General features: G+C 58.1%; 22 protein-coding genes. 18 read left to right on the top strand and 4 right to left on the bottom strand.

The features are described from left to right. Positions 1-46 precede the first annotated feature (46 nt). Complete coding sequence (locus CGS49_RS10905; protein WP_097801831.1) at positions 47-883, bottom strand: DegV family protein; 837 nt, start codon at positions 881-883, stop codon at positions 47-49. Positions 884-1160: 277 nt separating this feature from the next. On the opposite strand from CGS49_RS10905, the gene CGS49_RS10900 reads away from it, so the two are divergent. The 3 genes from CGS49_RS10900 to CGS49_RS10890 all read left to right on the top strand — a co-directional run bounded on the left by CGS49_RS10900 (position 1161) and on the right by CGS49_RS10890 (position 3071). Continuing rightward, positions 1161-1706, top strand: a complete 546-nt coding sequence (locus tag CGS49_RS10900) for a DUF1836 domain-containing protein (protein WP_097801830.1) — start codon at positions 1161-1163, stop codon at positions 1704-1706. Positions 1707-1722: 16 nt separating this feature from the next. After that, complete coding sequence (locus CGS49_RS10895; RefSeq protein WP_242975449.1) at positions 1723-1971, top strand: DUF1653 domain-containing protein; 249 nt, start codon at positions 1723-1725, stop codon at positions 1969-1971. Positions 1972-2273: 302 nt separating this feature from the next. Further along, positions 2274-3071 (top strand): helix-turn-helix domain-containing protein, encoded by a 798-nt coding sequence (locus tag CGS49_RS10890; RefSeq protein ID WP_097801828.1) that lies wholly within the window; start codon positions 2274-2276, stop codon positions 3069-3071. A gap of 119 nt (positions 3072-3190) precedes the next feature. On the opposite strand, the gene prfB is transcribed toward CGS49_RS10890, so the two are convergent. Next, on the bottom strand, positions 3191-4312 hold the full coding sequence (prfB, locus tag CGS49_RS10885) for a peptide chain release factor 2 (protein WP_097801827.1): 1122 nt from the start codon (positions 4310-4312) through the stop codon (positions 3191-3193). A 388-nt stretch (positions 4313-4700) separates the two neighbouring features. On the opposite strand from prfB, the gene CGS49_RS10880 reads away from it, so the two are divergent. Further along, a complete protein-coding gene (locus CGS49_RS10880) occupies positions 4701-5666 on the top strand; it encodes an RING finger protein (RefSeq protein ID WP_097801826.1) in 966 nt (321 codons plus the stop codon). Between the two features lie 52 nt (positions 5667-5718). Next, the gene (locus tag CGS49_RS10875) at positions 5719-6594 is read left to right on the top strand and encodes a UTP--glucose-1-phosphate uridylyltransferase (RefSeq protein ID WP_097801825.1); all 876 of its coding nucleotides are present in this window, start codon (positions 5719-5721) and stop codon (positions 6592-6594) included. 222 nt (positions 6595-6816) lie between these two features. On the opposite strand, the gene CGS49_RS10870 is transcribed toward CGS49_RS10875, so the two are convergent. Further along, positions 6817-8010 (bottom strand): cation:proton antiporter, encoded by a 1194-nt coding sequence (locus CGS49_RS10870; protein ID WP_097801824.1) that lies wholly within the window; start codon positions 8008-8010, stop codon positions 6817-6819. A 331-nt stretch (positions 8011-8341) separates the two neighbouring features. Between CGS49_RS10870 and rpsF the strand changes: the two genes are divergently transcribed. The 10 genes from rpsF (at position 8342) to CGS49_RS10820 (ending at position 16723) form a co-directional block, all read left to right on the top strand. Then, entirely contained in the window at positions 8342-8626 is a 285-nt protein-coding gene (gene rpsF, locus CGS49_RS10865; protein ID WP_097801823.1) for a 30S ribosomal protein S6, read from the top strand. Positions 8627-8656: 30 nt separating this feature from the next. Continuing rightward, a complete protein-coding gene (locus CGS49_RS10860; RefSeq protein ID WP_097801822.1) occupies positions 8657-9136 on the top strand; it encodes a single-stranded DNA-binding protein in 480 nt (159 codons plus the stop codon). A 46-nt stretch (positions 9137-9182) separates the two neighbouring features. Continuing rightward, complete coding sequence (gene rpsR, locus CGS49_RS10855) at positions 9183-9440, top strand: 30S ribosomal protein S18 (RefSeq protein ID WP_015538096.1); 258 nt, start codon at positions 9183-9185, stop codon at positions 9438-9440. Positions 9441-9908: 468 nt separating this feature from the next. Beyond that, a complete protein-coding gene (locus tag CGS49_RS10850; RefSeq protein ID WP_097801821.1) occupies positions 9909-10916 on the top strand; it encodes a LacI family DNA-binding transcriptional regulator in 1008 nt (335 codons plus the stop codon). 76 nt (positions 10917-10992) lie between these two features. After that, on the top strand, positions 10993-12336 hold the full coding sequence (locus tag CGS49_RS10845) for an ABC transporter substrate-binding protein (RefSeq protein WP_097801820.1): 1344 nt from the start codon (positions 10993-10995) through the stop codon (positions 12334-12336). A gap of 92 nt (positions 12337-12428) precedes the next feature. Continuing rightward, positions 12429-13280 (top strand): carbohydrate ABC transporter permease, encoded by an 852-nt coding sequence (locus tag CGS49_RS10840; RefSeq protein ID WP_097801819.1) that lies wholly within the window; start codon positions 12429-12431, stop codon positions 13278-13280. After that, a complete protein-coding gene (locus tag CGS49_RS10835) occupies positions 13280-14122 on the top strand; it encodes a carbohydrate ABC transporter permease (RefSeq protein WP_097801818.1) in 843 nt (280 codons plus the stop codon). Before CGS49_RS10840 ends, CGS49_RS10835 begins: the two co-directional genes overlap by 1 nt. A gap of 15 nt (positions 14123-14137) precedes the next feature. Then, positions 14138-15607 (top strand): 4-alpha-glucanotransferase, encoded by a 1470-nt coding sequence (gene malQ, locus CGS49_RS10830; protein WP_097801817.1) that lies wholly within the window; start codon positions 14138-14140, stop codon positions 15605-15607. 283 nt (positions 15608-15890) lie between these two features. Next, positions 15891-16346: a hypothetical protein gene (locus CGS49_RS10825; RefSeq protein WP_097801816.1), complete on the top strand. Its 456-nt coding sequence runs from the start codon at positions 15891-15893 to the stop codon at positions 16344-16346. Between the two features lie 44 nt (positions 16347-16390). Beyond that, the gene (locus CGS49_RS10820; protein ID WP_097801815.1) at positions 16391-16723 is read left to right on the top strand and encodes a hypothetical protein; all 333 of its coding nucleotides are present in this window, start codon (positions 16391-16393) and stop codon (positions 16721-16723) included. A gap of 73 nt (positions 16724-16796) precedes the next feature. Here the strand turns inward: CGS49_RS10820 and CGS49_RS10815 are convergent, their stop codons facing one another. Then, positions 16797-18083 carry a galactokinase gene (locus CGS49_RS10815; protein ID WP_097801814.1) on the bottom strand — a complete coding sequence of 429 codons (1287 nt, stop codon included), beginning with the start codon at positions 18081-18083 and terminating at the stop codon, positions 16797-16799. A gap of 226 nt (positions 18084-18309) precedes the next feature. Here CGS49_RS10815 and CGS49_RS10810 point away from each other — a divergent pair, with 226 nt between their 5' ends. From CGS49_RS10810 to CGS49_RS10800, 3 genes are all read left to right on the top strand, one after another. Next, positions 18310-19176, top strand: a complete 867-nt coding sequence (locus tag CGS49_RS10810) for an AraC family transcriptional regulator (protein ID WP_097801813.1) — start codon at positions 18310-18312, stop codon at positions 19174-19176. Between the two features lie 12 nt (positions 19177-19188). Then, positions 19189-20559, top strand: coding sequence for a 23S rRNA (uracil(1939)-C(5))-methyltransferase RlmD (gene rlmD / locus CGS49_RS10805; RefSeq protein WP_097801812.1), 1371 nt, complete (start codon positions 19189-19191; stop codon positions 20557-20559). Between the two features lie 140 nt (positions 20560-20699). After that, a complete protein-coding gene (locus CGS49_RS10800; protein WP_097801811.1) occupies positions 20700-23060 on the top strand; it encodes a DNA methyltransferase in 2361 nt (786 codons plus the stop codon). Positions 23061-23089 lie beyond the last annotated feature (29 nt).

The following is a 23089-nucleotide window of genomic DNA, read 5'->3' as shown; positions in this document are numbered from 1 at the left end:
CAAAGCGGAGCAGCCAGGCTGCTCCGCTTCGGTTCCGTTATTGGTGTTATTGGTTTTCCTCATAGCCCACCATCAGGCCGCCCAGCTCGGCGTAGTAGCTGCACAGGCCGCCGCATTCGCTCACGTCCACCTGCGCGCCCTCGAACACCGCATGCAGCATCAGCTTCAGGCGCTTGGCGGCTTCCGGGTTGCCGCAGTGGGCGATGTGCACTTTGCCATTCGTGAAGCCGCCGGCCTTCATTTCCAGCACGATGCGCTCCAGTGCGCCGTGCTCGCCGCGGGTCTTGCACAGCACTTCCAGCTCGCCGCTCTCGCTTGCCCGGCCGATGACCCGGATGCCCAGCATCCGCGCCACGGCGGCAACGGCAGGCTTCACGCGGCCGTTGCGGGCCAGGTTTGCCAGCGATTCCAGCGAGAACAGCAGGTGGGTGTGCTTTTTGTAAGCCAGAATTTCCTCGCAGACGGCGTCGAAGTCCATGCCGCTTTCCACCAGCTGCTGCAGCCGTTCGGCCAGCAGGCGGCACTCCGGCCCGGCGGACAGGCTGTCCAGCACAAAGACCCGGGCTTCCGGGTGGTCGGCCTTGTACTCCTCGGCCGCCAGCAGGGCGGCGTTGTAGCTGCCGGACAACGTGCCGGTGATGGTGACGGCGAACACCTGCTCCGCGCCCTCGTAGGCGGCCAGCCAGTCGGCCACGTTGGGGCAGGACGTGGTGGTCTTGCCCTTGTAGCTGCGCAGAGTCTGGGCCATGCCCACAGCGTCCAGATGGCCGTCGTCCAGATATTCCTGCTCGTCGGTGACGATCTTCAGCGGCACACAGGCAAACTCCGCTCCCGGCAGCTCATACAAATTGGATGAGGAATCCACAACGATCTTGGTTTTCATAAAAGCACGCTCCCGCATCTATTTTTGTCTGGCAGGCGTCGGCCGCTGCAGGGGATCCCCTGCCCGGCGCGCACTGCCGCTCTGGTTTGTTCCGTTTACTGCAAACATCTTATCAGTTTTTCAAAAACCTGTCAAGCAGTTTCATAAAATCTTTAAAAAGTTTTTCTTGACCCGTTGACCTGCGCGGCAAAATGCATTATACTGGGACCCATGAAACCGACCATTTTCCCTCGGCTGCGGGCCATGCCTGCCGCCGGACGAGCTATCGGAATGCTGTATGAACGCTGAAACCAAACGCCGCGTTGCGGCCTGCGCCGCCGGGTTTGCCCTGCCCCGGTACGCCGATCTCCCGCAGGTGGGGCTGTATCTGGACCAGACCGTGCAGTACGTCAACGGCTACTTCCGCACCTTCTGCGGCGTGGAGCTCACCCCCTCCATGGTGAGCAACTACGTCAAAAAGGGCATCCTGCCGCACCCGGTGCGCAAAAAGTACAGCCGGGAGCAGCTGGCTTCCCTGCTCTACATCGCGGTCTCCAAGACGGTGCTCTCGATGGAAAACATCGACATCCTGTTCAAAATGCAGCGGGAGCACTATTCCGCCGGGGAGGCCTACGATACCTTCTGCAACGAGCTGGAAGCCTGCCTTCCGGTGGTGTTCGGCTACCAAAAGGCCGCCCCCCTGCCAACCGATGTGAACGACGAACGGATGCTGCTGCGCAGCACCATCCTGGCCGCCGCCAACAAAATGTACCTGGACTGCTGCTTCGATGCGCTGCGCCAGGAGGAAAATCTCTGGGCAGATATCCTGCCGGACCTTGTGTAAGAAGGAGGAATCGTTCGTGCGTGAGATCAGGATCGGGCGTGTTTACCGCCACTTCAAGGGCGACTATTATCTTGTGGAGGGCGTCGCCAACGACTCCGAGACCGGGAAGCCGTTCGTCATCTACCGCAAGCTTTACGGCGACGGCGGGCTCTGGCTGCGCCCGCTGGAAATGTTCCTGAGCAAAGTGGATAAGGCAAAATATCCCGATGCACCGCAGGAATATCGCTTTGAGTTGCAGGAGATCGAAAGCGCTGCGGGGCACTGAAACAAAAGGGGCGCTGTGCAGCAGAGCGCAAAGCTCTGTATCTTTGCTTCTTTTCTTTGATTTTTTGCCCTGTTTTCGCGCATTCCTTCGTTTGCAGTTTCTTTTGCATTCAAGTCAGAATCACAAACAAAAACACCTGTCTGCGTTTTGTTTTCGCAGGCAGGTGCTTTTTTGTTTCTCATTTTCCGGCGCACGGTCATCCACTGAAAAGTGCAGATAAAAAGTACGCCCTTTCCTCCCGCCGCTTTTGGCGCTATGCTGTTTTCGAACGAAAAATCTCTGCCAAAAAGGAGGAACCGCGCTTGGACATTGAACTTTCCCGCGGGTTCGTGGCGTTCCCGCGCGGCCTGACCGACTGGGAATGGTACACCGAGCCCAACACCGCCCGGCTGTATTTTCATCTTCTGCTCACGGCAAATTGGAGCCGCAAGCAGTGGCAGGGCATCACCATCCAGCCCGGACAGCTGGTGACGAGCCAGCCGCACCTTGCCGCACAGCTCAATTTGTCCACCATGCAGGTCCGCAGTGCCCTGAAACACTTGCAGACAACCGGTTACATAACCGTCAAAACAGGGCCAAAATACAGCCTGATCACGTTAGAAAATTACAATTTGATCACCGGGCTCAACAGGCTGGATAACAGGCAGGCAACCGGCAAACAACCGGCTGATACCAGTCTGGCAGCAACAACTCTACCATCAATACCATCAGAACCAGAAATACCATCATCATCTTCCGAAGAAACGACGACGACGAGCGAGCACGCTCTTGTTTTTGAGGAATACGAAGCAAATATCGGTCAGCTTGCGCCCCGATGCAAAACGGAGCTGGCTCAATATGCCGACCGTCTGGGGGATGAGGTGACGGCGGCCGTGCTGCACAAGTGCGGCGACCTTGGCGGGCACAGCTGGGCCTATGTGCGCAAGGCTCTGGAAGATGCCGCCGGGCTGGGATGCCAGACCGCGCAGGACTATCAGCGGCGCGCACCCATCGGCGGGAGCCGGGCCAAAGGCACCCGTGTAGACCGCGAAACACCCAGCGGCAGCGACTGGCTGCAAAACGCGGCCTTTCGCCGAAGACCGCTGACAAAAAGGCAATAAAAAAGCTCCCCCTTACGGGAGAGCCTTAAAGTTTCTTCTTTCATGCGCCGCAGCGCACATCATTTTGCAAAGCAAACATCATTGCGCACGCACATCATGCCACAAGCACATCATTTTTATCAGGTGTCCTGCAGTTCCCCGCGGCTGGCGGCCTTGAGGTAGGCAAAGATGAAACCGTCCAGATCGCCGTCCATCACGGCATCCACGTTGCCGGTCTCGTAGTTGGTGCGGTGGTCCTTGACCATGGTGTAGGGCATGAACACATAGCTGCGGATCTGGTGGCCCCAGGCGATCTCGTTCTGCACGCCCTTGATGTCGTCGATCTTGTCCATGTGCTGCTGCTTTGCGATCTGATAGAGCTTTGCCTTCAGCATTTCCATGGCGTAGTCGCGGTTCTGGAACTGGCTGCGCTGGGTCTGACAGTTGACCACGATGCCGGTGGGCTTGTGGATCAGACGCACAGCGGAAGAAGTCTTGTTGATGTGCTGGCCGCCTGCACCGGAGGAGCGGTACACCTGCATCTCGATGTCCTCGGGGCGGATGTCCACCTGAATGGTGTTGTCCAGCTCGGGCATGACTTCCAGCGAAGCAAAGCTGGTCTGGCGGCGGGCGTTGGCGTCAAAGGGAGAAACACGCACCAGGCGGTGCACGCCGTTCTCGCTCTTGAGCAGGCCGTAGGCGTTGGCACCCTTCACCATCATGGAAGCGCTTTTCATACCGGCCTCGTCGCCGTCCTGGTAATCCAGCACTTCCACGGTCATGCCGTGGGCAGCGGCCCACTTGTTGTACATGCGGTACAGCATCTCGGCCCAGTCCTGTGCCTCGGTGCCGCCGGTACCGGCGTGGAAGGTGAGGATGGCGTTGCTGTGGTCATATTCGCCGTTCAGCATGGTCATCAGCTGCAGCTCGTCCACCGCCTTGCCCACCGCGTTCACGGATTCTTCGGCTTCGGGGATCATGGCGGGGTCGTATTCCTCGTCCAGCATTTCCAGCATGGTCTCGGCGTCGTCGTACAGACCCTGCAGCTTTTCAAAGCGGCTCAGCTTGCCCTTCAGGTCGCCCACTTCGTCAAAGACCTTTTTGCTCAGGTCGGCATCGTCGTAGAAGCCGGGGCGGCTCATGGTGTGCTCCAGCTCCTGCACGCGCTTGCGGGAAGCGTCGATGGCCAGAGCTTCCTCCAGATCCTTGACCGCCTTGCCGTAGTCTGCAAGCTGCACCTTCAGTTCGTCAATCGTGATCATTCTCTTTGTTCCTCTCGCAATGGTAATAAGGTAAAGTCTTTTGGCCGGGAAAATGCCCCCTTGCGCTCTGCCAGGCAGCAGACGGAACGCATGAATGCGTTCCCTGCACCGAGGGAGAGTCCTCCAGTAGGGAACGGATCAATCCGTTCCGCAGGGCACACAGCATCTGCCGGGGAGCAGACGGAACGCATGAATGCGTTCCCTGCACCGAGGGAGAGTCCTCCAAAAGATACAATTTATACACAGATACTTCATTAGTATACCTACAATCCGTGTTAAAGTAAAGAGGTAAAACTATTATCCTGCTGGAATTTTGAAGATTTTCACCTTTTCTTTTCTTTTCTGGGGGAGTATAATACCAGTATGAACCAAAAAACAGGAGGATACCATGCCGAAATATTATGGCTGTCCCTGTGAGGGCTGCGCAAAGCCGCTCACCCTCAAAGACGATATCGTCGTCTGCCCCGACTGCGGTGCGCCCTACCACCGCGACTGTTACGAAAAACTGGGCCGCTGCATCCACACCCCCGCCCACGGCGCGGGCTATGAGTGGAAGTTCCCCTACCAGGACGCCGCGCTGCGCACCTGCCCGAGCTGCGGCGAACGCACCCTGCGCAGTGAGCCGAACTGCCGCTGCTGCGGGGCCGCCCTGCCGCCGGAATCTGCCGCCGAGCCCAACGACCGCCGGGCTGCCCAGAACGAGCAGAACGAGACCTTTGACTACGACAGCTTCTACCGCCAGAATGTGGCGGAGCCCACCCATCAGAATGTGCGCACCGCCTTCGGGCAGGAGGAGCTGATCGACGGCATCCCGTCCAGCGATTGGAGCGATTATATCGGCAAGGCGGCCCCCGCCTACCTGAACGATTACAGCCGGATGCAGCTGCAGCACACCAAAATCTCCATGAGCTTCTCGGCGCTGCTGTTCGGCCCGTTCTACTTTTTCTACCGCAAGGCCTGGAAGCCCGCCTTCGCCTTTCTGGCGGCGGAGCTGGTGCTGGCGCTGCCCACCCTGCTGGACATGATGCGGGTGACCAACAGCCCGCTGACTGCCGGGCTGAGCACCACGACGCTGGTCATCCTCAGCCGGGTAATGTCCATCCTGAGCTTCGTGCTGGTGATGGTGCGCACCCTGTTCGCCAAGTGGCTCTACCGCAAGAGCGCGGCCAGCCACATCAAGCGCATCCGCAGCGAGTTCCCGGACGAGGTGCAGCGCCGTGCCGTGCTGAACGCACAGGGCGGCGTGAGCTGGGCCGCCGTCGTGGGGGCCTTTGTGCTGCTGATGGTGCTGGGTGCCTGCTTCACCCTGCTGATGGGCCCCAATCTGAGCGCCCTGACCGGCCTTGTCGGCTGAGTTTTTCCGGCTGCACACCGGTGCGAGTTGTTAAGAATAGGAGAGTTGAACCATGAAGAAGGTCACAAAGGCCGTTATCCCCGCTGCAGGTCTGGGCACCCGTGTGCTGCCCGCCACCAAAGCCATGCCCAAGGGCATGCTGCCCATCGTGGACAAGCCCGCCATCCAGTATCTGGTGGAGGAGGCGGTGCGCTCCGGCATCACCGATATCCTCATCATCCTGAGCCGCAGCCAGAGCATCATTGAAGACCACTTTGACCGCAGCCCCGAGCTGGAAGCAAAGCTGGCCGCCCCCGGCAAGGAGAAGATGCTGGAAGAATGCCTGGGCATCTCGAACCTGGCCAACATCATGTTCGTGCGCCAGCACCAGACCCTGGGCCTGGGCCACGCGGTGAGCATGGCAAAAGCCTTTACCGGTGACGACCCCTTTGTGGTGATCTACGGCGACGACGTGATCTGGGGCGAGGACCCGGTCTGCGCCCAGCTGATCCGCGCTTATGAGGAGTTCGGCCGCCCGGTGGCCGGTGTCTCGGCGGTGCCCTGGGCCGACGTGAGCCGCTACTGCAGCCTGAAGACCACCCCCCTCCACGACAACTATTTCTTTGTGGATGACATGATCGAGAAGCCCAAGAAGGGTCAGGAGTTCAGCAACTATTCCATTCTGGGCCGCGTGCTGCTGACCCCGGAAATTTATGACATCCTCGCCCACACCAAGCCCGGCGCAGGCGGCGAGATCCAGCTGACCGACGCCATGGCCGAGTACTCCCGCACCCGCGGCGGCATGACGGCGGTGGAGTTCACCGGCAAGCACTACGACATGGGCAACAAGCTCAAGGTGGTGGAAGCCCAGGTGGAGCTGGCACTGCAGCACCCGGAGATCGGCGAGGCCTTCCGCGCCTACCTGAAAGAGTTCTGCAAGACACTGTGAGTGCTTCGCAATGATGTGCCTTCGGCATGATGTGCTGGCGCAATGATGTTTTGCTTCGCAAAAATGATGTGCGCTGCGGCGCATGAAGGACGATACGACAGCAGAAAAACACCCCGGAACGCGAAAGCTTCCGGGGTGTTTTCATTGCACCGCTGTGCGGTGCACATCATCTGCGCAGCAGACATCATGGCGTAAGCCACATCATTTGCGCAGCAACATCATTTATTTTACCTGGCTGGGATGCGGCACGGGCGGGTGCTTGGTGAACAGCGCCTTCAGCACCAGCGGGGTCGCCACACTGGACACCACGATCAGCAGGATGACGGCCGTGAAGTACACCGCATCCACCACGCCGATGGCAAGGCCCTTCTGGGCCACGATCAGCGCCACCTCGCCGCGGGTCATCATGCCGACGCCCACTTTGAGGGAATCGCCCCAGTTGAAGCGGCAGAGCTTCGCGGCCAGGCCGCAGCCGATGATCTTGGTGATCAGCGCCACGATGACGAAGCAGATGCAGAACAGCAGGATCTCCGGCGTCAGGCCGCTGATGTCGGTCTTGAGGCCGATGGACGCAAAGAACACTGGCGCGAACAGCACATAGTTGCTGATATCCACGCGGCGCTCCACATAGGATGCATCGTCCATGGTGCACAGCACGATGCCGGCAATGTAGGCGCCGGTAATATCGGCAATGCCGAAGTATTCCTCAGCGATGTAGGCCATGGCAAAGCAGAAGGCCATGCTGACGATGGTGATGCGCTGGGTGTGGGGGTTGCGCTTGTCCAGCCACTTCATGCCGTAGTGCACCGCAAGGCCCACGCCCACAGCGGTGGCAAAGAACAGCAGCGTGTTGACCAGCACCTTGCCCAGACCCGTACCGGTGCCGGAGCTTGCGCCCAGCACGCAGGTGAGCACCACGATGCCGATGACGTCATCAATGACAGCGGCGCTGACGATGGTGGTGCCCAGGAAGCTTTTCAGGTGGCCCATCTCCTGCAGGGTGGCCACCGTGATGGACACGCTGGTGGCCGTCATGATGGTGCCGATGAACAGCGCGCGGTAGAACTCAGGGCTGCCCACGGCCGAGAAGCCGTAGAAGGCGCTGTATAATAAGGTGCCGCCCACCAGCGGGACGAACACGCCCACGCAGGCGATCAGGGTGGCGATGGGGCCCGCCTTGATGAGCTCCTTGAGGTTGGTGCCAAGGCCGGTGGAGAACATCAGCAGCACCACGCCGATCTCGGCAAAGGTGGAGATGGAGTCATTGGTCTGCACCAGGTTGAGCACGCACGGGCCGATGAGCAGACCGGCCAGGATCTCGCCCACCACCTGGGGGGCCTTGCACTTGCGGGCCACCAGGCCGCAGAATTTTGCGCTCAGAATAATGATCGCCAGATCACGGAAAACCGAAGTCACGATGCATCCTTCCTTTACTTTAACAATATATTTTTTATCCCTTTGCTGCTTTCGGGAGAGAGGATATCCATCGCAGAAGAATCCCCTTTCTCAGGTTTTGGCGGTTCGCCCTCTCCCCAAAGCGATTCTATTATAGTCTTCTTTCACAAAAAAATCAAAATATTTTTTGTTGCATCTTTTTTCGAAAATCTCTTGACAGAATCCATCCCACTTGCTATAATAAATTGCTGTCTGAACAGACACGCCGCACAGCAGAAGCGACGCCGCATCCGCTGTGTACCCTTGGTCCTGTGATTGCAGGACCCTTAAGTCCAAAAGGAGGTGCTACAAAATGGCAAAGTACGAAACCATGCTGATTACCAGCGCCGCTCTCGACGAGGAGGCTACCGCCGCTCTGGTGGGTAAGTTCAAGACCCTGATCGAGGCTAACGGTACGATCGATTCCATCGACGAGTGGGGCAAGCGCCGTCTGGCCTACCCCATCAACGACGAGGAGGAAGGCGTTTACACCGTGATCAACTTCACCAGCGAGCCCAGCTTCCCCGCTGAGCTGGACCGTGTGTACAAGATCACCGAGGGTGTCATGCGCAGCCTGATCGTTGCTCACGAGGAGTAATTTCTCTGTGACAGAAAGGGAGACCGTAAAATGTTGAATGTTGTTGCTATCATGGGCCGCCTTGCGCGGGATCCCGAGATGCGCCAGACTACGACCGGCAAAAATGTTGCTTCTTTCCGCATTGCATGTGACCGCGGGCGCCGCGACGCCAACGGCCAGAGCGTTGCAGACTGGATCGACGTTGTTGCCTGGGACCGGCAGGCTGAATTCGTCTGCCGCTATTTCCAGAAGGGTTCTCTGATCGTTGTGGACGGCCGACTGCAGTCCCGCACCTATCAGGACAAGACCGGTGCAAACCGCACGGCCGTGGAAGTGGTTGCCAATAACATCAACTTTGCAGGCCCCAAGAACAGCAATGCAGGCGATGGAGCAGGCTATCAGAATTCTGCTCCGTCCTACCAGAACGCAGCGCCTGCCCGCCCGGCCGCTGTGGAGGCAGCTCCCAGCTATTCCGCCGGCAACGCAGACGATTTCGCCGTCATCGACGACAGCGACGACCTGCCGTTCTGACACGAAACGGTCAACCCGTGAAAAATCCAATAGGAGGTAATAAGCAATGGCTTTTGAAAGAACCGAAGGCTCTCGCCCCGCCCGCCCCATGCGCCGCGGCCGCAAGAAGGTTTGCAGCTTCTGTGTCGATCGCATCGACACCATCGATTACAAGGACGTGCCCCGTCTGCGTAAGTACGTCTCTGAGCGTGCAAAGATCATTCCCCGCCGTGTGACCGGCACTTGCGCTTATCATCAGCGCGCACTGACCATCGCCATCAAGCGTGCTCGTCACGTTGCTCTGATGCCCTACGTCAGCGACTAATCTTTAAAGAATCAACCCAATCAGAATAATCAGCAATCAGCAAAGCGCTTTCACCGATGACAAGGTGAAAGCGCTTTTTTGCGTTTTCATGGGCCGGAAGCTCCCTTCCCTACGGAACTTTTGCCAACTGTGAAAGTTTGGAGTCTTTGACCCTTCCCAAGCGGTACCGTTTCCGGAATCTTTTCTTGTGTACAAGATTCCATATTCCTGCACCATCCGTGCAAAAAGTTACAAAACGGTACGGTCCTCCCGGCGCATTCTGCTTTATCCCGGTAATTTTCGGTTCAACCGGCGCGTTTTGCTTTGTGGGCAAATCAACCTGCACAAAAGTGGTTGGTCTGGATGTACAGGTTGCACGAAAGTGTTTTTTCGCTATTGATTTTTTATACAAATTATGCCATACTATAGCCACTGGAAACGTTCCCGACAACGTTCCCGAATATCCGACCGAAAGTGAGGAACACCGACATGCCGAACATGACCATCAAGGACATTGCGCGGATCAGCGGCTGTTCGGTGAGCACCATTTCCCGTGTCATCAACGACCGCCCGGACGTCCGCCCGGAGACAAAAGAGCATGTCCTGAAGGTGATGCGGGACGCCGGGTTCGTGCCCAACACCAACGCCCGTCAGCTGAAGATCCAGCAGTCGCGCAGCCTGGCGTTCGTGGTCAAAGGCACCCGGAACATTTTCTTCTCGGATTTTCTGGTGCAGCTGCAGCGGGCCGCCACCCTTTACGGGTACAACGGCATCGTCTCCTACCTGGACGAGAACGCCAACGAGATCGACGCCGCCGAAAAGATCCTGCGCGAGATCAAGCCCAAAGGCATGATCTTCCTGGGCGGCAGCGTGTCGAACTTCCAGAAAGGGTTTGCAAGCATCAGCGTCCCTTCGGTGCTGGCCACGCTGGTATCCGACAAGCTGAACTTCCCCAACCTGTCCATGGTGGGCGTGGACGACCGGGCAGCCTCTTATCAGGCGGTGTCCTACCTCATCCAGCAGGGCCACAGCAAGATCGCCGTGCTGGGCGGGCCGGTCACGAGCTACCCCAGCATGATGCGCCGGGAAGGCGCACAGCAGGCCATGCGGGATGCGGGCATCCAGTTCAACGACAACCTCTACGGCCTGTCCAACTACGATTTCGAATCCGCCTACCACGCCATGAACAGTCTGCTGGCCCGCCGGGCTGAGTTCACTGCCCTGTTCGCCATGAGCGATGTGATCGCCTTCGGTGCCATCCGGGCGCTGGTGAGCGCCGGGTTCCGGGTACCGGAAGATGTTTCGGTGATCGGCTTCGACGGCATCACGATGTCCCGCTACTGCGTGCCGGTGATGACCACCATCGTGCAGCCCAGTGAGCAGATCGCCCTGCAGAGCATCGAGCTTCTGGTGCGGCAGATCGAGCACGGTGCCCCGGCCCAGACCATCACCCTGCAGCCCGAGCTGCAGCGGGGCGAGAGCGTTAGAGCCATCTGAATCTTGTATCCCCTCCGTCACGGGACGGAGATCAAATAGTTCATCATTTACAATTTAATAAGAAGGAGAACTTATTATGAAAAAGATGATCACTCGTCGTAACTTCCTGAAGGCTGCCGGCGTTTCTGCCGCTGCTCTGGGCCTGGCTGCCTGCGGCGGCTCCTCCAGCAGCACTTCCACTGCTGCTTCCGGTTCTGCCGCTGCTTCCAGCACGGCTGCTTCCGGTGCAGACGGCAAGGTCTACTACCTGAACTTCAAGCCCGAGCAGGATCAGGATTGGCAGGATCTGGCCGCTGAGTACACCAAGGAGACCGGCGTGCCTGTGACCGTTGTCACCGCCGCTTCCGGCCAGTACGAGACCACCCTGATGAGCGAGATGGAAAAGAGCGAGGCTCCCACCCTGTTCCAGGTGAACGGCCCTGTGGGTCTGGCCAACTGGAAGGATTACTGCTACGACCTGTCCGGCAGCCAGCTGTACGGTGAGCTGACCAGCGATTCCTTCGCCCTGAAGGACGGCGACGCCGTTACCAGCATCGCATACGTCATCGAGACCTACGGCATCATCTACAACAAGGAGCTGCTGACTGCCGCCGGTTACACCCAGGACGACATCAAGGGCTTTGCCGATCTGAAGAAGGTCGCCGACGACATCCAGGCCCGCAAGGCTGAGCTGGGCGTGGACGGTGCTTTCACCTCTGCCGGCATGGACGGTTCTTCTGACTGGCGCTTCAAGACCCATCTGGCAAACCTGCCCATCTACTACGAGTACAAGGCAGACGGCATCAGCTCTACCGATGCCATCAAGGGCACCTATCTGGACAACTACAAGCAGATCTGGGACCTGTACATCACCGATTCCACCTGCGACCCCACCCTGCTGGCTTCCAAGACCGGCAACGACGCTGTGGCTGAGTTCGTGGGCAAGAAGGCTGTGTTCTACCAGAACGGCACCTGGGCTTACAGCGATGTGAAGGATCTGGGCGACGACAATCTGGGCATGCTGCCCATCTACATCGGTGTGGATGGCGAGGAGAATCAGGGCCTGTGCACCGGTTCCGAGAACTACTGGTGTGTGAACAATCAGTCCAGCGAGGCTGATATCCAGGCTACTCTGGACTTCCTGTACTGGTGTGTCACCTCTGAGGCCGGCACCAGCGCGATGGCTGACAAGATGGGCTTCGTCATCCCCTTCAAGAAGGCAAAGGACTCCACCAACCCCCTGATCGCCATTGCAAACGACTACGTTGCAGCCGGCAAGACCAGTGTTGACTGGTGCTTCTCCACCATGCCTTCCGAGGAGTGGAAGAACGGTGTTGGTTCTGCTCTGACCGCTTACGCAGCAGGCACCGGCGACTGGGATGCCGTGGTCACCGCCTTCGTGGACGGCTGGGCTTCCGAGTACAAGCTGGCCAACGGCTAAGCCGCAAGACTCCCATCATTTCAATGAATTGAATCGGGAGGCGGGCGAAGAAGTTCGCCCCGCCTCCCTTTTTTGTTCAGGAGGTACATCACATGCAAAAAGCCATCAGCAAATACTGGCCGGTGTTCGTGCTGCCTACCCTCATCGCGTTCATCATCGGCTTCATCTGGCCCTTTATCTGGGGCACCTATCTGTCCTTCCAGCGGTTCACTACCGTGTCCAAGACTACCTTTGTGGGCATCCAGAACTACATCTCGGTGTTCCAGGATTCCACCTTCCTGCATGCGTTCGGCTTTACTGCGGTGTTCACCGTGGTGAGCACCGTGCTCATCAACGTGTGTGCCTTCGCCATCGCGCTGGTGCTGACCCGCGGCATCAAGGGCACTAACCTTTTCCGTACCGTCTACTTCATGCCCAACCTGATCGGCGGCATCCTGCTGGGCTATATCTGGCAGATCCTGCTCAACGGCGTGCTGGCAAACCTGCAGAAGCCCCTGCTGGCGCTGGACGCCAAGGCTGGTTTCATCGGTCTGGTCATCCTGATGTGCTGGCAGCAGATCGGCTACATGATGATCATCTACGTGGCCGGCCTGCAGAGCGTGCCCGGCGACCTGATCGAGGCCGCCAAGATCGACGGCGCCAATGACCGGGAGGTCCTGTTCAAGATCAAGATCCCCATGGTCATGCCCAGCGTGACCATCTGCACCTTCCTCACCCTGACCAACAGCTTCAAGCTGTTTGACCAGAACGTGGCCCTGACCGCCGGTGAGCCCGCCAACGCCAGTGAAATGCTGGCCCTGAACATCTACAACACCTTCTATGGCCGCTCCGGCGCTCAGTGGAAGGGCATCGGCCAGGCAAAGGCCGTGGTGTTCTTCCTGATCGTGGTGGTCATCTCCCTCATCCAGCTCCACTTTACCCGCTCCAAGGAGGTGCAGCAGTAATGCCGAAACAAAAGAAAATGTGGGATAACGTTCTCACGGTCATCATGAGCCTGCTGTGCCTGCTGTGGATCTACCCCATCGTGCTGATCCTGCTGAACAGCCTGAAGAAAGAGGGCACCTTCACCACCTCCACGGTGTTCAAGCTGCCCACCGCCGAGACCTTTGCGGGCCTTTCCAACTACGTTTACGGCGTGACCAAGATGGGCTTTCTGTCCAGCCTGGGCTACAGCCTTGTCATCACCATTTCCAGCGTCGTGCTGATCCTGCTGTGCTGCTCCATGACCGGCTGGTACCTCACCCGCGTGAACAACAAGCTGAGCAAGTTCATGAACCTGCTCATCGTCTTCTCCATGGTGGTCCCCTTCCAGATGGTCATGTTCACCCTGTCCAAGACCGCTGACCAGCTCAAGCTGAACACCCCGTGGAACATCTGCATCATCTATCTGGGCTTCGGCGCCGGTCTGGCCGTGTTCATGTTCACCGGCTTTATGAAAAGCGTTCCCATGGAGATCGAGGAAGCAGCCATGATCGACGGCTGCAACCCCATCCAGATCTTCTTCAAGATCGTCTTCCCCATCCTGAAGCCCACCATGATCTCCACCGCCATCCTTGAAACGATGTGGGTGTGGAACGACTACCTGCTGCCCACCCTGGTGCTGGACATCAAGAAGTACCGCACCATCCCCATGGCCATCCAGTATTTCCGCGGCGGTTACGGCCGCGTGGAGCTGGCCCCCATGATGGCCTGCATCATCATCGCGATCATTCCCATCATCATCCTGTACGCGACCTGCCAGAAATACATCATTGAAGGTGTGGTCGCAGGCGCTGTGAAGGGCTAAGGAGGTGCGCACACTATGCGTGCAAGCGGCATTCTGATGCCCGTTTTCAGCCTGCCGGGGCCCTTCGGGATCGGCACACTGGGAAAAGAGGCCTTTGCGTTCGTTGATTTTCTCGCCGAGGCCAAACAGACTTACTGGCAGATCCTGCCCATCGGCCCCACCGGCTACGGCGACAGCCCTTACCAGAGCTTCTCCGCCTTTGCCGGGAACCCCTATTTCATTGATTACCGTCTGCTGGCCGCAGACGGCCTGCTCACCGCCGACGAGGTGCCCGCCGCACAGCCCGTGGGGCCCATCGACTACGGTGCGCTCTACAACGAGCGGCCGGTGCTGCTGAAGAAGGCGGCCGACCGGCTGCTGGCTGCCCCCACCCCCGCCTATGAAGATTTCTGCGACGCGCAGGACTTCTGGTTGGAGGATTACGCCCTGTTCATGGCGGTCAAGGCCGCCCAGGGTCAGGCGGGCCTTGCCGACTGGCCGGACGAACTGCGCTGCCGCGAGCCGGAAGCACTGGCCGCCGCCGAGGCCGCCCTGGCCGAAAGCGTCAACTACTACAAGGCGGTGCAGTTCTTCTTCTACACCCAGTGGAACGCCCTGAAGGCCTACGCCAACGGCAAGGGCATCCAGCTGGTGGGCGACATCCCCATCTACGTCAGCCCGGACTCCAGTGACCTGTGGACCCACCCGGAACTGTTCCAGACCGACGGCCGGATGCACCTGACCCAGGTGGCCGGATGCCCGCCGGATGCTTTCGCGGCGGACGGCCAGCTCTGGGGCAACCCCCTGTACGACTGGCCCACCCACAAGGCCACCGGCTTTGCCTGGTGGAAGCAGCGCATGAAGCACGCCACCTCCATCTACGATGTGGTGCGCATCGACCACTTCCGCGGCTTTGAGAGCTACTACTCCATCCCCGCCGGGAACCGGACGGCGGCAGGCGGCCACTGGGAAAAAGGCCCCGACCGCGACTTTATCCACGCCATGCACGAAGCGCTGGGCGAAGGCAGCATCATTGCCGAGGACCTGGGCTACCTGACCCCGGAGGTCAAGGCCATGCTGGCCGCCAGCGGTTACCCGGGCATGAAGATCATGCAGTTCGCCTTCGACAGCCGGGAGTCCGGCAACTACCTGCCCCACACCTACCCCCGCAGCAGCGTGGTGTACACCGGCACCCACGACAACGTGACCACCGAGGGCTGGCGCACCAATGCCAGCGCCGAGGATGTGGCCTACGCCTGCCGCTACCTGCGCTGCCAGCCGGAGGACCTGACCGAGGCCATGATCTGCGCCTGCCTTGCCAGCGTGTCGGACACGGCGGTCATCCCGCTGGCCGACTGGCTGCACCTGGGCGCGGAGGCCCGCATCAACACCCCCAGCACACAGGGTGCCAACTGGCAGTGGCGGCTGGGTGAGCCGCTGCCGGCCTCCCTCGCTTCCCACATCGCAGAGCTGACCGCTTTGTATGAGCGGGCACCCCGGCACTGACCCAAACCGCATTCTCCCCTTTTCCGTGAGCGCCTGCAGAGCCGATCTGCGGGCGCTTTTTTGCAGCTGCGGCGGAACATTTTTTCAGCGGTGCTGCGGCGCATTTTTGAGATATTTTGTGCTTTCCTGTGTGGTTTTGGGCGTTTTTCTTCACAGTTTCTTCACAAATGTATCATCTTTTTGAACTCACGCTCTCTTGTTATTTTTGTACAATTATGCTACAATTCAGATAGTATATTGTCCGCTTTATGCGGGCTCTGCGAGCGAAAGGAGTTTTTCCATCATGGATCATCCCTACGAGAACACGATGCTTCTGCCGGCGAACTATGCCGTTATTCCCGAAGATGAAATGACCTACCTTGGCGGCGGCGAGGAGATCATTCTTGCGCGGATCGGCAATACCTATCTCACCCTGGACACCGAGCAGGCCGCCCAGTTCTGCATGAACGTGGTCGTCAACTTCGGCTATCTGCTGACCAATGCTTCCTTCAACTACATCAGCAACCTGTACCAGTCCGGCAAGACGAACGGCCTTTCTCTCGCCGGCACGATCTACCACACCTGGGGCAAGCTGGCCACCCCCGCAAGCAAGGCCGCAGCCATCGGCGTCGTGGGCCTGGCCGGCATCTCGGCCGGTCTCAAGGCTTACAGCATCTACAACAGCCTGAAGAACATCTACGACGATATCTTCAACCCCATGCCGGACTTCAGCGGCGCTGAGACCGCTGCTGCGGCCTGAGCCTTTGGATCTCTTTGAATAACCCGGAAAGGAGTCGAACCTCTATGAAAAATCTTCAAATGCCGCATTCCTATGCATCGCTTTCTGAGGATGAGCAGATGCAGGTTTCCGGCGGCGGCCCGCTGCGCGACGCACTGGATGCGTTCTTTGGCAGTCTCCATCTGGACGATCTGTTCTGGGAGGGCGGGCTCATTTCCTTCTCGTTCACCTTTGTGCCCATGCTCCTGTTCAACGTGGTCAAGACCGGCTTCGGATTTGCCATGGACATCTACGACCGCTTCTCGAACCGGTTCAGCTTCTCGCAGGAAGGCACCGATCTGATGCAGTTCCTCTCGGCACGGTACAAAGAGGAGCAGGACCAGACCCCGACCGTCTGACCCCCTTCCCCCTACAATGAAAAACGCCTCTGTGGAATCACTCCGCAGAGGCGTTTTGTTGTGTCCGGATCGTTCAGATCACCCGCACCGCGCCGTGCTCCCGCAGGCAGAGCACATAGCAGCTGCCCGGGCCGAACACCCGCTCGATCTCGCTGCGGTAGCGCGCCAGCCTTTCCTGCGGGACATAGGCCTGGATGGTGCCTGCAAAGCCGCCGCCCTGCATCCGCCACGCGCCGCCGCTGCCCTGCAGGATGCTCTGGCTCAGCGCCAGCGCCACCGAAAGCCCCTGGTGCCGCACGTCCGTGCTGCAGTAGACGTTCTGGCACAGCGCAAAGGAGGCGCGCCCGCTTTCCAGCACCAGCTGCGCAAACGCCGCAAACCGCTTTGCCCGCAGGGCGTCCCGCTGGGCAAGGGCCCGGGCGTTTTCTTCAAAGTAATGGATGGCCCGCAGCACGGCCCGGTCGCCGCAGCGCTGCCGCAGCCGGGGCAGTGCCGCCCAGAAGTCGGCCTCCTTCACCTGGCCCAGCACCTGCCTGCCCAGGGCCGCCGCCACCTGCTCCATCTCCTGCCGGATGGCCGCAAACTCCCCCGTGAGCTCGCTGTGGCTGCCCCGCGTGTCGGTGACGCACAGGAACATGCCCGGCGGCAGCAGACCGTCGGCGTGGATCTTCTCGATGACCGGGGCCTGCGGATCGGCAAAATCGGCAAAGATCACGCCGCCCACTGCGCTGGTCAGCTGGTCCAGCAGGCCGCTGGGCTTGCCGAAGTACGTATTCTCGGCATACTGGCAGATCTTTGCCAGCTGAGCCGGGGCAAGGCCGCAGCCGTATTCGCCGTTCCACACCGCCGCCATGCCCATCTCGAACGCCGCCGAGCTGGAAAGGCCGCTGCCCCGCAGCACATCGCTGGCCGTGTAGGCGTCGAAGCCGCCCACCGTTTTGCCCGCCGCCCGGAAGCCTTCGGCGATGCCCCGGATGAGGCTGGCCGAGTGGGTGCTCTCCCCTGCCTGCGGGCCCGAAACGGTCAGGTCGATGACGTCCAGCTTGTTGAAGCCGCGGCTCTTGACCCGCACATAGCCGTCCTCGTTGCGGGCCGCCACCGCCACAAGGTCCAGCGTCACCGCCGCCGCCAGGCCGTAGCCGTGCTGGTGGTCGGTGTGGTTGCCGCCCAGCTCGGCGCGGCCCGGTGCCGAGTACACCTGCACCTGCCGCCCCGGGCCAAAGTACAGCTCAAACTGCTCCAGCGCCGCGCAGTACCGTGCCCGCTGCCGCTGCAGCTGCTGTGCCCCGTACAGCGCCCCGAGAGCTTCATCCCATCTGCCTGCCGCGATCTCGCGACGGAGCTGTGCACTGGTTGCCATTGCGATCCCTCCTCCTGCGTCCCGGGCCGTTCAGCCCCTTGGAAAGCCGTTTGTCGGTTTGTTATGCCTATTGTAATGCATCCGCCTGCCGTTTTCAATTTCTATTGCAGAAATCGCTCGATTTTTGGCGTCCAGCTCAAAGAATAAGATGTACTTTTGTTGAATTTGCAGGGGGATTTGTGGTATACTGGTGTGAGAATGTGACAGGACGGAGGAAAGAACAGCCATGGCAGACGTTTACAAGCAGTCCTTCAAACAAAATTACACGAACAACATCGAGCTTTCCATCTTCAATTGCGGCATCGAGCGCTGCGCCCCGGGCCAGACCTGGGGCCCCGGCATCCGCGACCATTACCTCATCCACCTGGTGCTCTCGGGCAAAGGTGTGTTTGAGGTGAGCGGCCGCACCTGGGAGGTCAGCGCGGGCGATCTGTTCTTCGCGCGGCCCAGCCAGCTCATCCGCTATACGGCCGACGAGCAGCAGCCCTGGGAGTACAGCTGGGTAGGCTTCAACGGTGCCTGCGCCCACAAGCTGGCGGCGCAGCTGCCCTTTGCGGACGATGCCCCGGTGCACCGTGCCCAGGACCCGGACGCCATGCGCGTCGCGCTGGCCAACATCTACTCTGCCCGCGGGATGCAGCCGCAGGACGAGGCCGCCATGGTGGGCTATCTCTACCTGTTCATCGCCTCCCTGATGAAGGAGACCATTGCAGGCCGGCCCCACACCTTGTCCTCCTCCAGCCAGTACGTCCTGAACGCCATCAAGTACATCCAGTTCAACTACTCCCACGATATCTCCATCGACGACGTGGCCAAGAGCGTGGGCGTCTCCCGCAGCCACCTCTACCGTGTGTTCATGCTGAACGTCGGCAAGAGCCCCATCGACTACCTCACGGAATACCGCATCAACGAAGCCTGCAAGCTGCTGCGCGCGGGCCACCTCTCCATCGCCGAGGTGGCTGTCTCGGTGGGCTTCTTTGACCAGTTCTATTTCTCGCGGGTCTTCAAGCGCGCCAAGGGCATGCCGCCAAGCAAGTATTTCGCCTCCCAGGCAGATGCCGCAGCCGACCCGGCGCCCAGTGACCACCAGTAAAGGAGAACCCCCATGCCCTTACAGAAGAATCAGATCCTCACCCTGCAGGTGGAGCGCCTGTCCAGCGACGGCAGCGGCGTGGCCCACAGCCCGGAGGGCGAAGCCGTGTTCATCCCCGGCGCAGCCCCCGGCGACGAGGCCCGCGTGCGCATCGTGAAGGACTGCAAGCGCTATGCCTTCGGCATCCTGGACGAAGTGCTCACCCCCTCGCCGGACCGCATCCCGGTGGATTGCACCGTGGCAGGCCCCTGCGGCGGCTGCAGCCTGCGCCACCTGCGCTACGAAGCCGAGCTGCGCGCCAAGCAGGAGAGCGTGGCCGACGCCTTTGCGCGCATCGGCGGGCTGGAGGTGCCGGTGCTGCCCATCCTGGGCTCGCCGGAGGAAGACCGCTACCGCAACAAGGTGCAGTTCCCCGTGGGGCTGGACAAAAATGGCAGGCCCTGCATCGGCTTCTACGCAGGCCGCACCCACCGCATCGTCCCCTGCCCGGACTGCAAACTGCAGCCCGGCGTGCTGAACGAGATCGGCAATGTGCTGTGTGCTTTTTTTGCCGAAAAGGGCATCCGGCCCTACAGCGAGGAGACCGGCAAGGGCCTTGTGCGCCACATTTTCCTGCGGCGCGGGGCCCACAGCGGGCAGATCATGGTGTGCCTGGTCTGCACCAAAGCAAAGCTGCCCCACGCCGAGGAGCTCTGCGCCCGCCTGCGGGAGCAGTTTGCGGACATCCGCACCATCCTGCTCAACGTCAACGCGAAGAACACCAACGTCATCCTGGGCACCGAGACCCACACCCTGTACGGCCCGGGTTATATCGAGGACACTCTCTGCGGCGTGCCGGTGCAGCTGGGCCCGCTGTCCTTCTATCAGGTGAACACCCTCGCCGCCGAGCGGCTCTACGGCATCGCCGCCGAGTACGCCCAGCTGACGCCGGACGATGCACTGCTGGACCTCTACTGCGGCATGGGCACCATCGGCCTTTCGATGGTGGACCGCTGCCGGGAGCTGGTGGGCGTGGAGATCGTGCCCGAAGCCATTGAAAGCGCCAAGGCCAACGCCGCCCGCATGGGCGATGCTGTGGCCGCCAAGAGCCGCTTCTTCTGTGCCGACGCCGGCCAGGCCGCCACGCGCCTTGCCGCCGAAGGCCTGCACCCGGACGTGGTGATGCTGGACCCGCCCCGCAAGGGCTGCGACGAAGCCACCCTTTCGGCTGTGGTGCGCATGTCCCCCCGCCGGGTGGTCTACGTGAGCTGCAACCCCGCCACCGCCGCCCGGGACGCCGCCTGGCTGGAGCAGAACGGGTATCATGCCGAGAAGGTGCAGCCGGTGGATCTGTTTCCCCGCACAAAACATTGCGAATGTGTGAGCTGCTATACCAAAGTGTGATAGAAAAAATCGTATTGTTTCGGTGATAGTTGGTACGGAGTGAAGAAGATCAAAGATCAGAATTATTGACAAAATCTGTAATTATTTTTATTGCAACATTAACGGTGTTGCGAAACGTCATCAACCGAGAGAGGAACTAAATGGGAAACAATCATTCCAGGGCTGCCGCGACCTTCGTTTTAAATAAAGCAGAGCCCATCCATAGATGGTATCCTTATCTGGAGGGCTATTCTTCCCGTTTAGTCGAAGATATCGTAATGGAAATCGGGCCAGAAAATATTCATACGATTCTTGATCCTTTTGGCGGTTCAGGAACTACTCCGTTGGTTGCCTCCTCGCATGGAATCAAATCACTCTACTGCGAAACCAATCCTTTTATGCAGCAGGTCATCGAAGCAAAAATCAATTCGGTGAAACGCCTGCGTGACAGTCGGACCGGCAGCCGATATCTAAAGGAATTTTTAAAAGAACTGGAAAGCATCCCCGATCAGCTTTGCATTGACACCGCCACATGGGATGGTTTCGAAAAATATTTTGACCTAGAAGTTCTTGTACAGTTGCAGACTTTAAAAATGAAAGTCGAAAAAATCACCGATCCTGATACAAGAAGCATTGCCTTGATTCTTTTGGCTTCTGTTACCGTCAGAGCTTCCAAAATGATTCGGCAAGGTGATCTGCGTTTTGCCAAAGCGAACGAAAAAAAGCCGGATGATAAAAATATTTTTGCAAATTTTATCACAAAAATCAAAACAGCTATTGAAGACATTGAAAATGACGCTTGTCATCCCCGCGTCGAAACCATTCGGTTGGCAGAAGATGCCAGAGATATTGTAATGGAGAACAAAATTGATTGCGTCATTACATCTCCGCCCTATTTGAATGGAACAAACTATATCAGAAACACAAAACTGGAGTTGAAGCTCACAGATCACATTGTCACGGAAAAAGATTTGCCGATGTTTCACTCAAAGGGGATCATTGCAGGAATCAATAATGTATCCTCCCGCATGGCTCCTTTTGAAGTTCCAGAAATCATACGTCCATACATCGAAAAACTGATCCCAGTTGCCTACGATAAGCGTATTCCAATCATGGTTGCAGGTTATTTTCATGATATGAAAGCCGTAATTGAACGCCTGTCCCATGCAATGAAAGACAGTGGATATTTCATTATGGATATCGGAGATTCCCAGTTTGCTGGTGTCCATATTCCCACGCACGAAATACTCGTCAAAATTTGCGAATCATATGGATTTCAATTATATGACGACGTCATTTTAAGGGAACGTCGGTCAAAAAATGGGATGGTCCTTTCGCAGCGGTTATTAAAATTCCGCCTTCATAAAAAGACCTCTCCATACGAAGTTTTTCGCAGTGAAGCGCAGAATTTCATGCGTACTCTACCGTACAAATCCGAGCCATATTCGGGACGAAATTGGGGGCATCCCTGGCATTCCCTGTGTTCCTATCATGGAAAGATGAAACCTGCAATCGCTCATTTTCTGGTGGAGCAGTTCACTGAGCCCGGAGATACGGTTGTGGATCCATTATGCGGTGTTGGTACAATTCCTTTGGAAGCGTGCCTTCAAAACAGGATTGGAATTGGAAATGATTTAAGTGAGCTTGCTTTTTGTGTGTCAAAAGCAAAACTTGAAAAGCCCGATGAAACGAACTGCCTTCAGGTTTTGAATGCATTACATTCTTATATCACACGGGAAAAACAAAGCTCCACCATTGAGGCACAGCTTGAAAAATACAAAAGCTTTGGCTTTAATGGAAAGCTGCCGGACTATTTTCACCAAGACACTTTCCGAGAGATCCTTTGTGCACGAAACTATTTTGCGCCCCGGATCAAAACGCTGTCTTCTGCAGAGGCAATGGTTTTTTCCTGCTTGCTGCATATACTTCATGGCAACAGACCCTATGCCCTCTCTCGAAATTCGCATCCGCTTACTCCGTATGCTCCTACTGGTGAGTTTGTGTATAAGAATGTCGTCGAGCACATAAAAGAAAAGTTGAACGCTTCATTTCAAAAGGGGAACTTTGATCATTATAAACCCGGAAAAGCGCTATGTGGTGATTACAAAGAGCTGGGAACTCACAACATCTCTGCCGACGCCATCATCTGTTCTCCCCCATTTGCGGATTCCATGCGCTTTTATATGCAAAATTGGATGCGCCTTTGGCTGTGCGGATGGGAAGAAGCAGATTACAGGGAAGCAGACAACATCTTCCTTGACCAAAAACAGCGCAGAAATTTTGATGTATACGTTCCTTTTTTCAAGATGTGTGCCAGCATTCTGAACCCTAATGGAAAAGTCATTCTCCACCTCGGGAAAACAGAAACGATCGATATGGCAGAAGAACTCTCAAAACGAGCATCGCCATATTTTGTTGAAGTATATCGCGGTACTGAAAATGTTCAAAAAATCGAAAAGTACGGGATCAAAGACAAGGGAAAAACAATTGAGCATCAATACTTGTTTTTGATGAAAAAGTGACCACAAAAACGGGACTGGAATATTTCCAG

Origin of the sequence: Faecalibacterium langellae (assembly GCF_002549775.1) — a bacterium.
GTDB classification, from domain to species: Bacteria; Bacillota; Clostridia; order Oscillospirales; family Ruminococcaceae; genus Faecalibacterium; species Faecalibacterium langellae.
This window is presented reverse-complemented; position numbering and strand designations above follow the sequence as displayed.

Bases quoted from the DNA above. Each gene is read 5' to 3' on its own strand.
- rlmD (WP_097801812.1), top strand. From the start codon at position 19,189: ATGCCCTTACAGAAGAATCAGATCCTCACCCTGCAGGTGGAGCGCCTG.
- CGS49_RS10905 (WP_097801831.1), bottom strand. From the start codon at position 883: ATGAAAACCAAGATCGTTGTGGATTCCTCATCCAATTTGTATGAGCTG.
- CGS49_RS10840 (WP_097801819.1), top strand. From the start codon at position 12,429: ATGCAAAAAGCCATCAGCAAATACTGGCCGGTGTTCGTGCTGCCTACC.
- rpsR (WP_015538096.1), top strand. From the start codon at position 9,183: ATGGCTTTTGAAAGAACCGAAGGCTCTCGCCCCGCCCGCCCCATGCGC.
- CGS49_RS10835 (WP_097801818.1), top strand. From the start codon at position 13,280: ATGCCGAAACAAAAGAAAATGTGGGATAACGTTCTCACGGTCATCATG.
- prfB (WP_097801827.1), bottom strand. From the start codon at position 4,312: ATGATCACGATTGACGAACTGAAGGTGCAGCTTGCAGACTACGGCAAG.
- rpsF (WP_097801823.1), top strand. From the start codon at position 8,342: ATGGCAAAGTACGAAACCATGCTGATTACCAGCGCCGCTCTCGACGAG.
- CGS49_RS10810 (WP_097801813.1), top strand. From the start codon at position 18,310: ATGGCAGACGTTTACAAGCAGTCCTTCAAACAAAATTACACGAACAAC.
- CGS49_RS10900 (WP_097801830.1), top strand. From the start codon at position 1,161: ATGAACGCTGAAACCAAACGCCGCGTTGCGGCCTGCGCCGCCGGGTTT.
- CGS49_RS10875 (WP_097801825.1), top strand. From the start codon at position 5,719: ATGAAGAAGGTCACAAAGGCCGTTATCCCCGCTGCAGGTCTGGGCACC.
- CGS49_RS10820 (WP_097801815.1), top strand. From the start codon at position 16,391: ATGAAAAATCTTCAAATGCCGCATTCCTATGCATCGCTTTCTGAGGAT.
- CGS49_RS10800 (WP_097801811.1), top strand. From the start codon at position 20,700: ATGGGAAACAATCATTCCAGGGCTGCCGCGACCTTCGTTTTAAATAAA.
- CGS49_RS10880 (WP_097801826.1), top strand. From the start codon at position 4,701: ATGCCGAAATATTATGGCTGTCCCTGTGAGGGCTGCGCAAAGCCGCTC.
- CGS49_RS10850 (WP_097801821.1), top strand. From the start codon at position 9,909: ATGCCGAACATGACCATCAAGGACATTGCGCGGATCAGCGGCTGTTCG.
- CGS49_RS10860 (WP_097801822.1), top strand. From the start codon at position 8,657: ATGTTGAATGTTGTTGCTATCATGGGCCGCCTTGCGCGGGATCCCGAG.
- CGS49_RS10815 (WP_097801814.1), bottom strand. From the start codon at position 18,083: ATGGCAACCAGTGCACAGCTCCGTCGCGAGATCGCGGCAGGCAGATGG.
- CGS49_RS10825 (WP_097801816.1), top strand. From the start codon at position 15,891: ATGGATCATCCCTACGAGAACACGATGCTTCTGCCGGCGAACTATGCC.
- CGS49_RS10845 (WP_097801820.1), top strand. From the start codon at position 10,993: ATGAAAAAGATGATCACTCGTCGTAACTTCCTGAAGGCTGCCGGCGTT.
- malQ (WP_097801817.1), top strand. From the start codon at position 14,138: ATGCGTGCAAGCGGCATTCTGATGCCCGTTTTCAGCCTGCCGGGGCCC.